The following is a 15396-nucleotide window of genomic DNA, read 5'->3' on the forward strand; positions in this document are numbered from 1 at the left end:
CGACATCAAAAAACCCCGGGACCTGGGCCCCGGGGTTTTCTGTAACTACGACAGCGGCTTGGCGCCTGCTGCCGAGAAATCGATTCAGCCGACGATTTCGGTGCCGGAGAACCAGTAAGCGATTTCTTCCGCTGCGGTCTCGGGAGCGTCGGAGCCGTGCACCGAGTTCTCGCCGATTGAGAGCGCGTGCACCTTGCGGATGGTGCCTTCTGCAGCATCCTTCGGGTTGGTTGCGCCCATGACTTCGCGGTTCTTGGCGATGGCGTTCTCGCCTTCCAGCACCTGAACGATCGTCGGGCCCGACGACATGAATTCGGTCAGTTCGCCGAAGAACGGACGATCCTTGTGGACCGCGTAGAAGCCTTCGGCTTCGCGCAGGCTCATCCATACGCGCTTGGAAGCGACGACGCGCAGGCCGGCGTCTTCCAGCATCTTGGTGATGGCGCCGGTGAGGTTGCGCTTCGTTGCGTCGGGCTTGATCATCGAAAAGGTGCGTTCGATCGCCATGAGGTTTTCCCTGTTCTTTTGCTTGACGGAATGTTGGGAGAATTTGGCGGCCTCCATAGCCGCCAAGTGTTGCGAACACAAGACACGACGACGAGACGGCGGCTGGGCTCAGGCGGCGGCCGGCACCGCGCGACCGATCCCGCCGTGTAGATCGAGGCAGGTCTCGAACCAGTCCAGCACCGGATCATCATGGCCGAGCAGCGGCTCGCGCATGATGATCCTGGCCCACTGGAAAGCGCCGAACAGGATGTAGTCGGAGAAAAGCGGACTTGCGCCACCGATGAAGGGCTGGTGGCGCAGCATGGCGCGCACGGGCTCCAGCCTCGCATTCAGTTTGCCGAGTTCCGACAGCCCGCGCTCGCGCGTTTCCTCCAGCGGCATGCCGAAGCGGGCTTCGCGGCTGTTGCGAAAGAACGCCTGGTCATCGGGCGCCAGCGCGTCATGCACGTCCATGATCGCCGCCTTGCCGATGATCGCGTGAATCTGCGTCTGGCACCAAGCTTCGACGAACCGGGCCATCGCTTCGCCGCCCGGTCCGCCGAACAGCGAAGGGCCATCGGGTCGCGTTCTTTCCAGATGCAGCGCGATGGCGAAGGAATCGGACACGGTCGCATCTCCGTCGCGGATGACCGGCACGATGCCGCTGCCATCTTCGATCTTCGGAATTTCGGTGAAGGGAACGTACCGGCTTTCCCACGCGAGCCCCTTATGGGCGAGCGCCATCACGACTTTCCAGCAATGCGGGCTGAAGGGGCGTGCGGAGTCACTGCCAACGAGTTCGTAGAGTTGAATGGTCATGCAGCGATCTCCCTCTGCGCTGGCCCACAGATGGGCAACATCAGTGCCTATGCCATGGTGCTGTCACCGCATCCATAACATGCGATGCGCCGCATGCCCCCTCTTCCTGCCGAACGCCGGGCCTTCGCTGGAACGCTCCTTGCCAAGAACGCCTCCATCAGCCAAGAAGCCGCCATGCTTCAGATCAGCGACCTCTCGCTCCGCATCGCCGGGCGCCTTCTTATCGACCATGCCTCGGTCACACTGCCTTCGGGCACGAAGGCGGGCCTCGTCGGGCGCAACGGAACCGGCAAGTCCACCCTTTTCCGGGCGATCACCGGCGACCTAGCCTCTGAAAGCGGCTTCGTGCATGTGCCGAAAGGCGCACGCATCGGCGGCGTTGCGCAGGAAGCACCCGCGACCGAGGACGCTCTGCTCGACATCGTGCTTTCGGCCGACAAGGAGCGCGCCGCGCTGATGGTAGAAGCCGAGACGGCGACGGATCCCAACCGCATTGCCGACATCCAGACGCGTCTCGTCGATATCGACGCGCATTCGGCCGAAGCGCGGGCCGCTAGCATTCTCTCTGGTCTCGGTTTCGACGAGGCTGCGCAGAAGCGACCCGCATCGAGCTTTTCCGGAGGCTGGCGCATGCGCGTTGCGCTCGCTTCCGTGCTGTTCGCCGAGCCCGACCTGCTGCTCCTCGACGAGCCGACGAACTATCTCGACCTCGAAGGCACGTTGTGGCTCGAGGAGTATGTGCGGCGCTACCCGCACACGGTCATCATCATCAGCCACGACCGCGACCTCCTGAACAAGGCCGTCAATTCGATCGTGCATCTGGAGCACAAGAAGCTCACCTTCTATCGCGGCGGCTACGACCAGTTCGCCCGCCAGAAAGCGGAAGCGGAGGAACTTCAAACCAAAGCGCGCACGAAGCAGATGGCCAAGCGCAAGCACATGGAATCCTTCGTCGAGCGCTTCCGTGCCAAGGCGTCCAAGGCGCGCCAGGCACAATCGCGCCTCAAGGCGCTGGAGCGCATGGGCGAGATCGCGGCCGTATCGCAGGAACATGTCGCCGGTTTCACCTTCCCGGCGCCGGAAAAGGTGGTGGCATCGCCCATCATCGCGATCGAGAGCGGTTCGGTTGGATATACTCCCGGGCAGCCGATCCTGCGGCACCTCAATCTGCGCATCGATGCCGACGACCGTATCGCGCTGCTCGGCTCGAACGGCAACGGCAAATCCACCTTCGCAAAGCTGATTTCCAGCCGACTTGACCTCGCCGATGGTCAAATGACCGTCGCGCCGGGGCTGAAGATCGGTTTCTTTGCTCAGCACCAGCTGGATGACCTCATCCCGGGCGATTCCGCGGTCGCGCATATCCGCCGCCTGATGCCGGACGCGCCGGAAGCCAAGGTGCGTGCGCGCGTCGCACAGATGGGGCTCGTGACCGAGAAGATGGATACGCCGGCCAAGGATCTATCAGGCGGCGAGAAGGCGCGGCTCCTGATGGGGCTTGCGACCTTCGAGGGGCCCAACCTGCTTATCCTCGACGAACCGACGAACCACCTCGACATCGACAGCCGCCAGGCGCTTGTCGAGGCGCTCAACGATTTCGACGGCGCCGTGCTTCTGATCGCACACGATCGCCATCTCATCGAAGCGACGGTCGAACGGCTGTGGATCGTCGGCGGCGGCTCGGTCAAGGCCTATGACGGCGATCTGGAAGACTACCGCAACCTGATCGTCGGCGGCTCGCCCAAGAATTCCGACAAGCGTCGTCTTGCCGAAGAGGCCGCTGCCGAAGCGCAGCGCTCGAAGTCCGACCAGCGTAAGGCTGCTGCCGATCGCCGCAAGGAAATGGCGCCACTGAAGAAGAAGATTGGTGAACTGGAAGCGGCGACCGCCAAGCTGCAGAAGCGGATACTGGCCATCGACACCGAACTTGCCGATCCGGCAGTCTATGACAACAAGGCCAGGATCGTCGCGCTTGGCAAGGAACGGACCGACTGCGAAAGACGGCTTGTCGACGCCGAAGAGCAGTGGCTGACGCTGTCAGCGGAATATTAAGAAGCGGTCGCCATCGACTGACGACGACCGCTTCCGGCCCGCTCGCATTCTTATCGAATTTGGACTTCAGACCGGCTGGTCGAAATGCACGTTCAGGCCGCGGCCGACGGCGAATTTCGCCACGCGCGTCCTGATTTCCTGATCGGTCATGGCTAGGTTCGGCTGCCACCGGCGAACGGTCGCCACGCCCTCCGATAGGGACAGAGGCCAACCACCGGCATGATTTCCTGCGCAGTAGTCCGCAATCAATTCCATCACAGGATCCGGCTCAAGCTTCACAGCAATCATGGCGCATCTCCTCGGGGAAAGATGCATAGTGCCCGTGCTGACACCGGCCGCGCAAATCACGTTCTGCATATGTGAAAAGACATACATAACAGAGCGTAAAAGCTCAGAGCCAGCCCCGCCGCTTGAAGAAGAGATAGGGTACGACAGCCGAAAACACCATCAGCCCCAAGGCATAGGGGTAGCCATAGGCCCAGTTCAATTCGGGCATGAACTCGAAGTTCATCCCATAGACAGAGGCGACCAGCGTCGGCGGCAGGAATATCACGGCTGCGACCGAGAATATCTTGATGATGGCATTCTGCTCGATCGAGATCAGACCCAGCGTCGCGTCGAGCAGGAAGACGATCTTTTGCGACAGATAGGATGCGTGGTCCGACAGGGACACTGCGTCGCGAGAAAGCGTCTTGATCGCAGCCTTGGTGTCGCGATCGCAGTGACGCTGGTTGGCGACATTGGCAAAGAAGGAAAACAGCCGGTCATGCGTCGCAAGGCTGTCGCGCAGCATCGAAAGCAGATCGCCCTGCCGGCCGATGGCCTTCAGGATGGACTGGAAGTCCCTGCCCTTGGTGGGGCCGGTCGAGGCGTTGGCGAAAATGTCCTTCGAGATCGCATCGATGTCCTTGCCCACGACCTCGAGAATATCGGCGATCCGATCGATCACGGCATCGAGAAGGCCCGCCAGAACGGCGATGGCATCGCGTCCGTCCATCGGCAGTTTCTGAACTCGTAACGCGAAGCTCAAGAATGCGCGCGGCTCGTGATGGCGCACGGTCACGAGAAGCCGTGGCGCGAGGATGAAGGTGACGGGCAGAGTGACCGGATTTTGCGTATCGGTCGCGGAGGGCAACATCGCCGTCATGTAGGCGGCGTTGCCATCGCTATAGAGCCGGCTCGACGTCTCGATTTCATCCATCTCAGCGCGGGTCGGAATATCGATCCCGGTCGCGTCGCGCAGGATCATGTCTTCGGCAAGCGTCGGAGACTGGCAATCGATCCAGACGGCCGCCTCGAAAGTTTCCCTGGAGATGTCTGCGCCGGCTTCGTGCGGCGTGGCTTCGAGCTTGCCTTCGACGAGCCGATACGTGGTGATCATGTCGACTTCCAACCCATCCTGGCGCCGTCGCTCAGGCTTTCTTCTGCCAGCGGCCACCTGGGCCCTGTTGCCAATAGGTCAGGGCATGGCCCTCGGACTTCAGGCGTCGCCACTGATCGCGAGCCGTCGCCAACTGACGATCATCGTGTCCGTCGAACATGAAGACCACACGTTCATAACCCGACAAGTCCGGCGGCGACGCGCCATCGACCATGAAACGGACGGTGGCGTCATTCACAGCCTCCGCCTGCCCTGCCGTCAGCACGATCGGCTGCCTGTCCGCATGCACTTCGGTATCGAGCCCATGCGGCAGGAAGCTGTCGTCGCTGTAGGTCCACAAGACGGTGTCCAGCGCATCGCGACGGGCATCGTCCAAAGCCTGCACCACCACCCTCCAACCCCGCTCGAGGCTCTTTTCCAGCAGCGGGGGCAAAGCCTGCTCGAGGCGGGATTCCGTCAGGTGGTAGAACAGGATTTCAGTCATCGCCCAATCAGTTTTCGTAGTGGGCGCGCACCAGTTCGTTGAGCAGGCGGACGCCGTAGCCTGACCCCCAGGACCGGTTGATCTCCGTCTGCGGCGAACTCATCGCCGTGCCTGCGATGTCGAGATGCGCCCAGGGCGTCTTGCCGACGAAACGCTGCAGGAACTGCGCGGCCGTGATGGAGCCCGCATAGCGACCGCCGGTGTTCTTCATGTCGGCAAAGCGCGAGTCGATCATCTTGTCGTAGTCCTTGCCGAGCGGCATGCGCCAGACCTTCTCGCGCGTCGTTTCGCCGGCTTCCGAGAGGCGTTCCGCCAGAACGTCGTCATTGGAGAACAGGCCGGCGTGATGATTGCCGAGCGCGACCAGGATTGCGCCCGTCAGCGTCGCGAGGTTGATCATGAAGCCCGGCTTGAAGCGATCGTTGCAGTACCAGAGCATGTCGCACAGGATGAGCCGGCCTTCGGCATCGGTGTTGATCACCTCGATCGTCTGGCCGGACATGGATGTTACGATATCGCCGGGGCGTTGGGCGTTGGCATCCGGCATGTTCTCGACAAGCCCGATCATGCCGACCACGTTCGCCTTGGCCTTGCGCGATGCCAGGGCATGCATCAGGCCGGTGACGGCCGCAGCGCCGCCCATGTCGCCCTTCATGTCTTCCATACCGGCTGCGGGTTTGATCGAGATGCCGCCCGTGTCGAACACGACACCCTTGCCGATGAAGGCGATTGGTGCGGCGTTCTTCTCGCCGCCGTTCCAGCGCATGATGACAATGCGCGGCGGGCGCGACGATCCCTGGCTGACGCCGAGGAAAGCACCCATCCCGAGCTTCTTCATCTCTTTCTCGGTGAGGATTTCGATGTCGACGCCGAGTGCTTCCAGCTCCGATGCGCGCTTAGCGAATTCGACGGGTCCGAGCACGTTTGCCGGTTCGTTGACGAGATCGCGTGCAAGAAGCACGCCCTCGCCCGTGCCGGAGAACTCGGCATAGGCCTTCTTGGCGGCGGACGCATCCGGCGTCACGATCGTGACCGACACATCGCCTTCTTCCGACTTGCCGTTGTCGTCGTCCTTTTTCTTCGTCTTGTAACCGTCGAAGCTGTAATTGCGCAGCATCATGCCCAATGCGAAATTGGCGGCGGCAGACGCACCGGTCTCCACGCCATCCACATCGAGATAGACGGTGACGTTGCGGATCGATTTCAGGCGCCCGACAAGCGCACCGCCAAGATCGGTCCAGTCGTTGTGCGTCGGGGTTTCGCCCGTTCCGAGCACCATGATGCGGTTTGTCGTGGCACCCGCAGGCGCCAGCACGTCCACCGCGCTCAGCGACTTACCGTTGAACTCGGCGATCTCGGCAGCCTTGGCCACGACGCCGCCCGGATCTACCGCAGCGAGAGATGCCGGAAGCCGATCCTTCGCTGGAGCGAGAAAAACCGCGACACCCTCGTTGGACTTGGCGGATTTGGCGAAGGCGATGCTGAGTTTACTGGTCATGGCGCGACGGTATTCCCTTCAATGAGACTGTGAAGCGAGGTGTCGGATTTTTCAGGCTCGAAGGCAAGGGCGCAGCACCTGCAACTGCGCGCTGAGACCTCCCCGACGGAATGGACGAAACGCTGTTCAACGAAACGTGAAAAGCAATGCCGCCCAAGATGCATGCGTGCCACGGATCGAGGAATACACTTCGTTTACCGTGTTTCTTCGCCAAGTTTTAGCCATTCGGCGCGACTATCGGCAGCGCTTGGCGGGGCAAGATGCAGAGTTACAGGCTGACGGATGCTCATGCCTCCCGATCGGCCGGCTTGCATCACGACCAGAGTGATGAAAAACAGGCCCGATGAAGCTGATCGAGTGGTACATCTTCCGGCGGATCGCCACCACGTTCCTCGGAACTCTAACAGCGATCACCGCCATCGTCTGGATCGTCCAGGGCCTGAACAGGCTGAACGTCGCGACCGATAGCGGCTCCACGATCGTCAGCTTCCTCTATGTCGCGACGCTGCTGATTCCCTCGGTCATTCCGCTCATCATGCCTTTCGCGCTGCTGCTCGCGACGGTCCAGATCTTCAAGGCTATGAATGCCGATTCGGAAATGGCGGTCATCAAGGCGTCCGGCGGGCCCAAGCGCCTGATTGTGATGCCGGTCCTCATCCTTGGCCTGCTTGCAGGCGCGGTATCCTTCATTCTCGAAAACGGCGTCACACCCTACTCGCGCCAAGAGTTCCGCACCTTCATCGAGGAAGTGCGCGCGAATCTTCTGACGTCGCTCTTGCAGGAAGGCACGTTCCAGACGATCGACAACGGGCTGACGGTGCATATCGCCGAACGCGTGCGCAACGGCGGCTTCGGGGGCCTGTTCATCGCCGATCGGCGCGATCCGGACCAGGAACTCACCTATTTCGCCCGCGAGGCGGCGATCGCCGAAGACACTGAGGGGCGACAATTGCTGCTGATGCGCGATGGCGAACTGCACCAGCGCGATACGGACAGCGACGCCGTCTCCATCGTGCGCTTCGCGTCCTACGCATTCGACCTGTCTGCCTTCGCGCCGGCCGCGGGCGCCTATATCGTCTTTCCGAAGGACCAGACGACGCCGTATCTCTTCAATCCCGACCCGGAAAACCCGCGTTTCCAGGAAAATCCGCGCGAGTTCTCCGCCGAGCTGCATAAGCGCATGACGAACTGGACGCTTCCCGTGATCATGGGCCTCATCGGTGTGCTCGTGGCCGGCGAAGCGCGCACGTCGCGCGAAGTGAACGGCACGATGACCGCCACCGCGCTCACCCTCGGCGTCACCTATTTCCTGGCGTCCTATCTGCTCGAAGACATCGCCGCTCAATCGGCATTCGGCATCGCGCTGCTTTACATTCTGCCGCTGACCGTGGGCGGGCTGTTGCTCTTCCTGCTTGCCAAGGACATCAGACCTGCATTGCCGCGACCGGTTGCGCGCCTGGTCGAGCTGGTCAGCGACCGATTCGTTGCCATCAGTCGGCGTGCGACCGCCGCCTCCGTGAAGAGCGGAGCGCAGAACTGACATGGGACGCACACTCAATCTCTATTTCTACGTTCGATACCTCGTCACGCTGACGGCGATCATGTTCGGCATCTTCTCGCTGATCCTGATCATCGACCTCACGGTGCTGCTGGAGCGCGTGCCGGATATCGAAGGCATCTCCGTTTTCGACGTCGCGCTTCTGTCGATCTATCGCGCACCGGGCTTTGCCGAGCAGGCACTGCCCTTCGCGGCACTGTTCGCCGCAATCACCGTGCTGGTTCAGCTGAACCGGCGTTATGAACTGGTGATCGCCCGTTCGGTCGGCGTTTCGGTCTGGCAATTCATGCTGCCAATCTGTGCGGCGGCGCTGACAGCAGGCGTGTTCGCCGTCGCCGTCTTTAATCCGCTGGCGTCGGCCGGCTTCACGCAGGCACAGTTTCTCGAAAGCGTGATCTTCAACCGCAATCAGGCGCCTTCCTCCGACAACATCGTTCCCTGGCTGCGCCAGAAGAGCGGTGATCAGGAGATGATCATCGGTGCCCGAGGCGCGATTGATGGCGGGCTGGTGATGTTCGGTGTCACCATGGTGTTCTTCGACCAGGAAGGCGCCGTCGATTCGCGCATCGAAGCAGAAAGTGCCGCGCTCGAAGATGGCTATTGGGCTGTGGATGGCGCACGGCGTTTCCGGGCGGGGGCGGAGCCGGAAGAGATCGGCATGATCGACGTCCCCACGAGCCTGCGGCCTGCCTATGTGCAGGAGCGGCTGACAGACCCTGAATCGGTCTCGATCTGGGCGTTGCCGCAAAAGATCGAGGTGGCCCGTTCGCTCGGCTTTTCGGCCGCGCAGTTTTCCACACAATTTCAGATACTTCTGGCAAGACCCTTTCTGATCGCCGCAATGGCTGTGATCGCCGCGACAGTCTCGCTGACTTTCGCTCGCTTCGGGCAGGCACGCAGCGTCATTTTGGGTGGTATCGTTGCAGGCTTCGTGCTTTATGTCGTCTCTGTTTTGGTCAGGACCTTCGGGGAGTCAGGGGCAATTCCAGCGTTTGTTGCAGCATGGCTGCCGGTCTTCGTGGCGCTTGCCCTCGGAGTAACCGTGCTCCTGCACAAGGAGGACGGTTAGTGGTGCGCGTCGCGTTCGGCAGAATTGATGTGTCAGTGCGTTTCGGCTTGAAGGCCGGCGCGGCTGCGTTGCTGCTTGGCGTTTCCTCGCTGACACTGACCCATGTGCTGCATGCCCAGGAACAGTCGGTGCTCGCCAGCGCCGATCCGGATGCCCGGTTTCTCCTCAGCTCCGACGAACTGCTCTACAACCTCGATTCCGAGCGCGTGATTGCGCAGGGCGCGGTGCAGATCGATTATGACGGCTACCAGATGGTGGCAGACCGCGTGGAATACGACCAGCGGACGGGCCGCCTGATGGCGGTCGGCGGCATCGAACTGGTGGAGCCGGGCGGCAACCGCATCTATGCCGATGAGCTCGACCTGACGGACGATTTTGCCGATGGCTTCGTCAACGCGCTGCGCATCGAGACGCCGGACAACACCCGCCTCGTTGCCGAAAGTGCGGAGCGCACTGGCGGCACGCAGACGACGCTGAACAACGGCACCTACACGGCCTGCAACATATGCGAAGAAGATCCGAGCAAGGCACCGCTCTGGCAGATCAAGGCCCGGCGCGTCATCCAGAACGGCGAAAACCAGACGATTCGGCTGGAGCAGGCGAGCTTCGAGCTGTTCGGTCGCCCGATCGCCTACCTGCCCTATCTGGTCGTTCCGGATTATCAGAACCGCCGCGTCTCCGGCTTCCTGTCACCGTCGGTTTCGTTTTCGAGTACGCTCGATCTCGGCGTGACGGTGCCCTACTACTTCGCCCTGACACCGCATATGGATGCGACCGTTGCCGTGACCGGCTACAGTGCGCAGGGGTTCCTCACCGAAGCCGAGTTTCGCCGCCGGTTCGCAACAGGCGACGTCACGGTCCGTGCGGCCGGCATCTACCAGCTGAGCCCGGAAGATTTCGACGCGCGCACGGTCGACCGTCTGGAGGATGCACGCGGCCTCTTCAACACGACCGGCCGGTTCAACATCAACGAAAGCTGGTCCTATGGCTGGGACCTGACGGTGCAATCCGACAGCAATTTCGGCCAGACCTACGGCATCGACTATTTCAACAATGAGCGCGAAACGTCGGAGGTCTATCTGACCGGCCTTCGCGACCGGAATTACTTCGATTTGCGCGGCATGTATTTCGACGTGCAGTCGCCGCGCCTGACCGACATCGAAGATGCGCAACAGCCCTTCGTGCACCCGTCGCTCGACTACAATTACACGGCTGGCGACCCTGTCTTCGGCGGTGAGCTGACGGCAGACGTGAACCTGGCGAGCCTGACCCGCACCCGAGCGGATTTCGAGAATTTTCCGGGGACTGGCCGTGACCGCATCCGGGGCATCGACGGCACGACGTCGCGGCTGACGGGTGAGACCGAGTGGAAGCGCAGCGTCGTGACCGGTTCCGGCCTCGTGATCACACCGATTCTCGCGCTTCGCGGCGATCTTCACTCCAGCGAGCTCGACGAGACGAGCGCGATTTCCGCCTTCACTCCGGCGGTCAACGATTTCGACGCGCGTTCGATGGCGACGGCCGGCGTGGAAGCGCGCTATCCGGTGCTGCTGACCTCACCCGGTTCCGGCTCATCCCACATCATCGAGCCGATCGGTCAGCTCTTCGTGCGTCCGAACGAACAGATGGCAGGCAGGCTTCCCAACGAAGACGCCCAGAGCTTCGTGTTCGACGCAACCACGCTTTTCGAACGCGACAAGTTCTCAGGCTATGACCGGATCGAAGGCGGCACGCGCGCCAATCTCGGCCTGCGCTATACGGGCAGCTTCGCAAATGGCTATTCGCTAAACGCGGTCGTCGGCCAGTCCTACCATCTCGGCGGCGTCAACTCCTTCGCAAGCGACGACTTCGTCAATGCAGGGGCCAATTCCGGCCTGGAAACGGATGTCTCCGACTTTGTCGGCGAAGTGGCGCTGATGACGCCAGCCGATCTCGGCTTCCGCGCGGGATCCCGTTTCAGCAAGGAGACGATGGACATCAACCGGTTCGATGCCGGCGCCACCTACGCCAACGAGACGGTGTCGCTCGAAGGTGGCGTGACGTACCAGCGCGAACAGCCCGAATACAATTTCGACGTCGACCGTTATGAAGTGCGCGGCAGCGGCGCGCTGCGCTTTGCCGAAAACTGGAGCGTTTTCGGTGCGGCCTCCTACGATGCGCGCGAGGGCGTCCTCACCACTTCGGCGATCGGCTTCGGCTATGACGACGAGTGCTTCACGTTCCGCATCGCCTATATCGAAGAACGCGATGAGCGCGAGCTTTCCGGTTCGGATTGGAGCGTCGGTGCGCAATTGACCTTCCGGACGCTCGGCGACATCAGTTCGGGCGGCGCTTTGGATCGGTTTGGCGCATTCTGAGTGCGTTAAAGCCTTGAAATCGCCCCATCGGTCGACCAAGACACCGCCTGCGCCTTCCATCTCGGACCGCGCGGCGTCATAGTACAAAGATCGAATGCAGCGACATTTCATGATTTCTGGAGCACGACCCATGATCGACAGGCACAAGCGGTTTGCGCGCACGTCCTTGGCGGCGGCTGCCCTGGCGCTTCTGACTGCAACCGCGACGGTTCTTCCGCATGCCCCTGCAGTGGCAGCGAGTTCGATCGCGGTCGTCGTGAACAACCAGGCGATCACCACGGGCGACGTCGAGCGCCGGGTCGGACTTCTCAGGCTGCAGCGTGAGACGGGCAATCTGAACGAGAAAGCCCGAGAACAGCTCGTAAACGAAGCCATCCAGATGCAGGAAGCAGCGAGGATCGGCGGTGTGGTGAGCGACGACCAGGTCACGCAGTCGGTCAATAGCTTTGCCAGCGGCAACAATCTGAGCATCGAGCAATTGACGCAGGTGCTGAACCAGGCCGGCGTCGGCATGGATCATTTCCGCGGCTTCGTGCGCGCGCAGATGACCTGGCCGCGCGTCGTCAATGCACGCTACGCCGGACAGGGCGGCAGTGGTGGCCGGATGAGCCAGCAGGATCTCGTGGCGCGCATGCTGGAGCGCGGCGACAACAAGCCGACCACCACCGAATACATCCTTCAGCAGGTGATCTTCGTCGTGCCTGCCGCGCAGCGCAGCGCGATCTTGAGCCAGCGCCAGCGCGAGGCCGAGCAGGCACGCGCACGCTTCCCCGGTTGCGCCGCCAGCACGCAATTCGCAGCTTCGCTGCGTGACGTTTCCATTCGCGAACTCGGCCGGTTCATGCAGCCGGAGCTGCCGGCAGACTGGAAATCGCAGATCGAAAGCACCTCCGAAGGCGGCACCACGGCGGTGCGGTCGACGGAGCGCGGCGTCGAATTCATCGCTGTGTGCCAGGCTCGCCAGGTATCGGACGACCGTGCAGCCGAAATGGTCTTCCGCGCCGAAGACCAGGAAAACCAGGCCAGCCAGGAAAATTCGCAGCGGTTCCTTGAGGAGCTGAAGGCGAAAGCTGCCGTCAGCTATCGCTAGAAGACGATCCCTTGTGAGCAATTCCACGCATCCCATCGTCCTGACGATGGGCGATCCTTCAGGCATCGGACCGGACATCACGCTGGACGCTTATCTGAAGCGGCGCGAACTCGCGCTGCCGAAATTTGCTGTCCTCGCCGATCCTCAGGTCCTGCGCGATCGGGCGACCCTGCTTGGCCTGGATGTTCCGATCAAGGAGATCGGCAACGAGGACGTCGCCAGCGTTTTCGACGAAGCTCTCCCAGTCATCCCGCTCCGCAATGCAGCACCCGCTTCTCCGGGCCAACCCAGCGCACTGGCTGCTGCCGCGATCGTGGAAGCGATCGACCGCGCGGCCTGCATGACGTTTTGTGGCGTCGCGCGCGCCATGGTGACCAACCCGATCGCCAAGTCGGTGCTCTACGGCGAAGGCTTTGCCTTTCCCGGGCACACGGAATTTCTGGCGGCGCGCGCTTCGGACATGAGCGGCCGACTGATCACACCGGTGATGATGCTCGCCGGACCGAAGCTCAAAGCGGTCCCCGTCACCATCCACATCGCACTCAGCGAAGTCCCGAAGGCTTTGACGCGGGCGTTGATCGTCGAGACCGTGAAGATCACCGCCGACGACATGAAGACGCGCTTCGGACTGACCGAGCCGCGCATTGCGATCTCGGGCTTGAACCCGCATGCGGGCGAGAGCGGAACAATGGGTCGCGAGGAAATCGAGATCATCGGCCCGGCTATTGTCGATCTGCAAGTGCTTGGCATCGATGCAGTGGGCCCCCTGCCCGCCGACACCATGTTCCACGATGCCGCGCGCGCGCGTTATGACGTCGCCGTGTGCATGTATCATGATCAGGCGCTGATCCCCGCCAAGGCGCTCGGCTTCGACGATACCGTCAATGTCACGCTTGGCCTGCCCTTCGTGCGTACCTCGCCCGACCACGGCACGGCGTTCGATATTGCTGGCAAGGGTGTCGCCCGTGCCGATAGCTTGATTGCGGCGATCCGTATGGCGGATGACATGTCGTCGAGGCACGCGTGAGCTCGCTCGATGGCCTGCCGCCGCTTCGCGACGTCATCGCCCGCCACGAGCTTGCGGCAAAGAAGGCGCTCGGCCAGAACTTCCTGCTCGACCTGAACCTGACCCAGAAGGTCGCGCGCGCTTCCGGTCCGCTCGAAGGCGTGACGGTGATCGAGATCGGCCCTGGCCCCGGCGGCCTGACACGCGCGCTCCTGGCGCTTGGCGCTTCAAAGGTCGTTGCGATCGAACGCGATCCGCGCTGTCTGCCGGCGCTTGCCGAAATCGCAGATCACTATCCCGGTAAGCTGGAGGTAATTGAGGGCGACGCGCTCGCCTTCGATTATTATTCGGTTCAGGCGACTGACACGGGGCCGCTGCGCATCGTGGCGAACCTGCCCTACAATGTCGGCACGCAATTGCTCGTCAACTGGCTGACCGGACCCATTTGGCCGCCCTTCTACGAATCGCTGACGCTGATGTTCCAGCGGGAAGTGGCGCTCCGGATCGTCGCGGAACCGGATGGTGATGCCTATGGACGCCTTGGTGTGCTGGCTGGCTGGCGCACGGATGCGCGCATCGCCTTCGACATCCCGCCGCAGGCCTTCACGCCGCCGCCAAAGGTCACCTCATCGGTCGTTCATCTCGTGCCGCGCCCTCACCCGATCCCATGCGACGGCGACGCGTTGGCACGCGTTACCCAGGCAGCCTTCGGCCAGCGTCGCAAGATGCTGCGTCAGAGCCTGAAGCCGCTTGGTGGAGAAGCGCTGCTCGCCAAGGCCGAGATCGAACCCACACGCCGCGCTGAGACGCTGAGTGTCGAGGAATTCTGCCGGCTCGCCCGATTGCTCTGACACGAAAAACGGCGTCTAGAGCAGTTTTTGATTTGTCGCGTTTGCGGACGGTGAACCGGTGTCCACTGCACCTGGAAACGCTCTACTGGGCGTCCTGGCCCAGCAGCTCCTGCACGAAATCGAAGAGGCCCGGGCGCCGGTCGCGGCGCAGGCGTTCCGCCTTCACGATCGCCTGCACGGCCGGGAAGGCGCGGTCCAGATCGTCGTTGATGACGACGTAGTCATATTCGCGCCAATGCCCGATTTCGTCGCGCGCATTGGTCAGGCGCGTCGCAATCACATCCTCGGCATCCTCTGCCCGGCGATGCAGCCGGGAACGGAGTTCTGCCATGGTGGGCGGCAGGATGAAGACCGACACGACGTCGGCGCGCATGTTTTCCTGCAATTGCTGCGCGCCCTGCCAGTCGATGTCGAACAGCATGTCGCGGCCTTCGGCCATTGCCTCTTCGACGGGCTCGCGCGGCGTGCCGTAGAAATTGCCATGCACCTGCGCCCACTCGAGCAGCGCGCCGGAATCACGCAGCCGTTCGAATTCGCGCTGGGAGATGAAGTGGTAGTGTACACCCTCGATCTCGTTGCCGCGCCGCTTTCGAGTCGTCACGCTGACGGAGATGGAGAGCCCAGGATCCGTTTCGAGCAGGTTGCGCGCGATCGTCGATTTGCCGGCGCCAGAAGGCGACGAGAGCACAAGCATAAGCCCTCGTCTCGTGATCGCCGCCGATGGTAGCTGATACTCCGCCATGCC

At 62.2% G+C, this 15396-nt stretch carries 14 protein-coding genes; 7 read left to right on the top strand and 7 right to left on the bottom strand.

All coding sequences use genetic code 11. The features are described 5' to 3' along the window. Window positions 1-84 precede the first annotated feature (84 nt). Window positions 85-507 (bottom strand): nucleoside-diphosphate kinase, encoded by a 423-nt coding sequence (gene ndk / locus D5400_RS15075; RefSeq protein ID WP_126010760.1) that lies wholly within the window; start codon window positions 505-507, stop codon window positions 85-87. A 108-nt stretch (window positions 508-615) separates the two neighbouring features. Then, a complete protein-coding gene (locus D5400_RS15080) occupies window positions 616-1305 on the bottom strand; it encodes a glutathione S-transferase family protein (protein ID WP_126010761.1) in 690 nt (229 codons plus the stop codon). 174 nt (window positions 1306-1479) lie between these two features. Here D5400_RS15080 and D5400_RS15085 point away from each other — a divergent pair, with 174 nt between their 5' ends. Beyond that, window positions 1480-3357 carry an ABC-F family ATP-binding cassette domain-containing protein gene (locus D5400_RS15085; protein ID WP_126013367.1) on the top strand — a complete coding sequence of 626 codons (1878 nt, stop codon included), beginning with the start codon at window positions 1480-1482 and terminating at the stop codon, window positions 3355-3357. A 66-nt stretch (window positions 3358-3423) separates the two neighbouring features. On the opposite strand, the gene D5400_RS15090 is transcribed toward D5400_RS15085, so the two are convergent. The 4 genes from D5400_RS15090 to D5400_RS15105 all read right to left on the bottom strand — a co-directional run bounded on the left by D5400_RS15090 (window position 3424) and on the right by D5400_RS15105 (window position 6720). After that, a complete protein-coding gene (locus tag D5400_RS15090; RefSeq protein ID WP_126010762.1) occupies window positions 3424-3645 on the bottom strand; it encodes a hypothetical protein in 222 nt (73 codons plus the stop codon). Between the two features lie 103 nt (window positions 3646-3748). Continuing rightward, window positions 3749-4738, bottom strand: a complete 990-nt coding sequence (corA, locus tag D5400_RS15095; RefSeq protein WP_126010763.1) for a magnesium/cobalt transporter CorA — start codon at window positions 4736-4738, stop codon at window positions 3749-3751. A gap of 31 nt (window positions 4739-4769) precedes the next feature. Beyond that, complete coding sequence (locus D5400_RS15100; RefSeq protein WP_126010764.1) at window positions 4770-5222, bottom strand: DNA polymerase III subunit chi; 453 nt, start codon at window positions 5220-5222, stop codon at window positions 4770-4772. 7 nt (window positions 5223-5229) lie between these two features. Next, window positions 5230-6720 carry a leucyl aminopeptidase gene (locus D5400_RS15105; RefSeq protein WP_126010765.1) on the bottom strand — a complete coding sequence of 497 codons (1491 nt, stop codon included), beginning with the start codon at window positions 6718-6720 and terminating at the stop codon, window positions 5230-5232. 343 nt (window positions 6721-7063) lie between these two features. Here D5400_RS15105 and lptF point away from each other — a divergent pair, with 343 nt between their 5' ends. The 6 genes from lptF (at window position 7064) to rsmA (ending at window position 14651) form a co-directional block, all read left to right on the top strand. Beyond that, on the top strand, window positions 7064-8260 hold the full coding sequence (gene lptF / locus D5400_RS15110) for an LPS export ABC transporter permease LptF (protein WP_126010766.1): 1197 nt from the start codon (window positions 7064-7066) through the stop codon (window positions 8258-8260). 1 nt (window position 8261) lies between these two features. After that, on the top strand, window positions 8262-9347 hold the full coding sequence (lptG, locus tag D5400_RS15115) for an LPS export ABC transporter permease LptG (protein ID WP_126010767.1): 1086 nt from the start codon (window positions 8262-8264) through the stop codon (window positions 9345-9347). A gap of 23 nt (window positions 9348-9370) precedes the next feature. Continuing rightward, window positions 9371-11704 carry an LPS-assembly protein LptD gene (locus D5400_RS15120; protein ID WP_425364932.1) on the top strand — a complete coding sequence of 778 codons (2334 nt, stop codon included), beginning with the start codon at window positions 9371-9373 and terminating at the stop codon, window positions 11702-11704. A gap of 130 nt (window positions 11705-11834) precedes the next feature. Beyond that, a complete protein-coding gene (locus D5400_RS15125) occupies window positions 11835-12794 on the top strand; it encodes a SurA N-terminal domain-containing protein (RefSeq protein WP_126010769.1) in 960 nt (319 codons plus the stop codon). 46 nt (window positions 12795-12840) lie between these two features. Continuing rightward, the gene (pdxA, locus tag D5400_RS15130) at window positions 12841-13821 is read left to right on the top strand and encodes a 4-hydroxythreonine-4-phosphate dehydrogenase PdxA (protein WP_126013370.1); all 981 of its coding nucleotides are present in this window, start codon (window positions 12841-12843) and stop codon (window positions 13819-13821) included. Continuing rightward, window positions 13818-14651, top strand: coding sequence for a 16S rRNA (adenine(1518)-N(6)/adenine(1519)-N(6))-dimethyltransferase RsmA (gene rsmA, locus D5400_RS15135; RefSeq protein ID WP_126010770.1), 834 nt, complete (start codon window positions 13818-13820; stop codon window positions 14649-14651). The genes pdxA and rsmA overlap by 4 nt, the downstream gene beginning before the upstream one ends. A gap of 82 nt (window positions 14652-14733) precedes the next feature. Here the strand turns inward: rsmA and gmk are convergent, their stop codons facing one another. Further along, complete coding sequence (gmk, locus tag D5400_RS15140) at window positions 14734-15393, bottom strand: guanylate kinase (protein WP_126010771.1); 660 nt, start codon at window positions 15391-15393, stop codon at window positions 14734-14736. Between the last annotated feature and the right edge of the window lie 3 nt (window positions 15394-15396).

It is taken from the genome of Georhizobium profundi, from assembly GCF_003952725.1.
GTDB classification, from domain to species: domain Bacteria; phylum Pseudomonadota; class Alphaproteobacteria; order Rhizobiales; family Rhizobiaceae; genus Georhizobium; species Georhizobium profundi.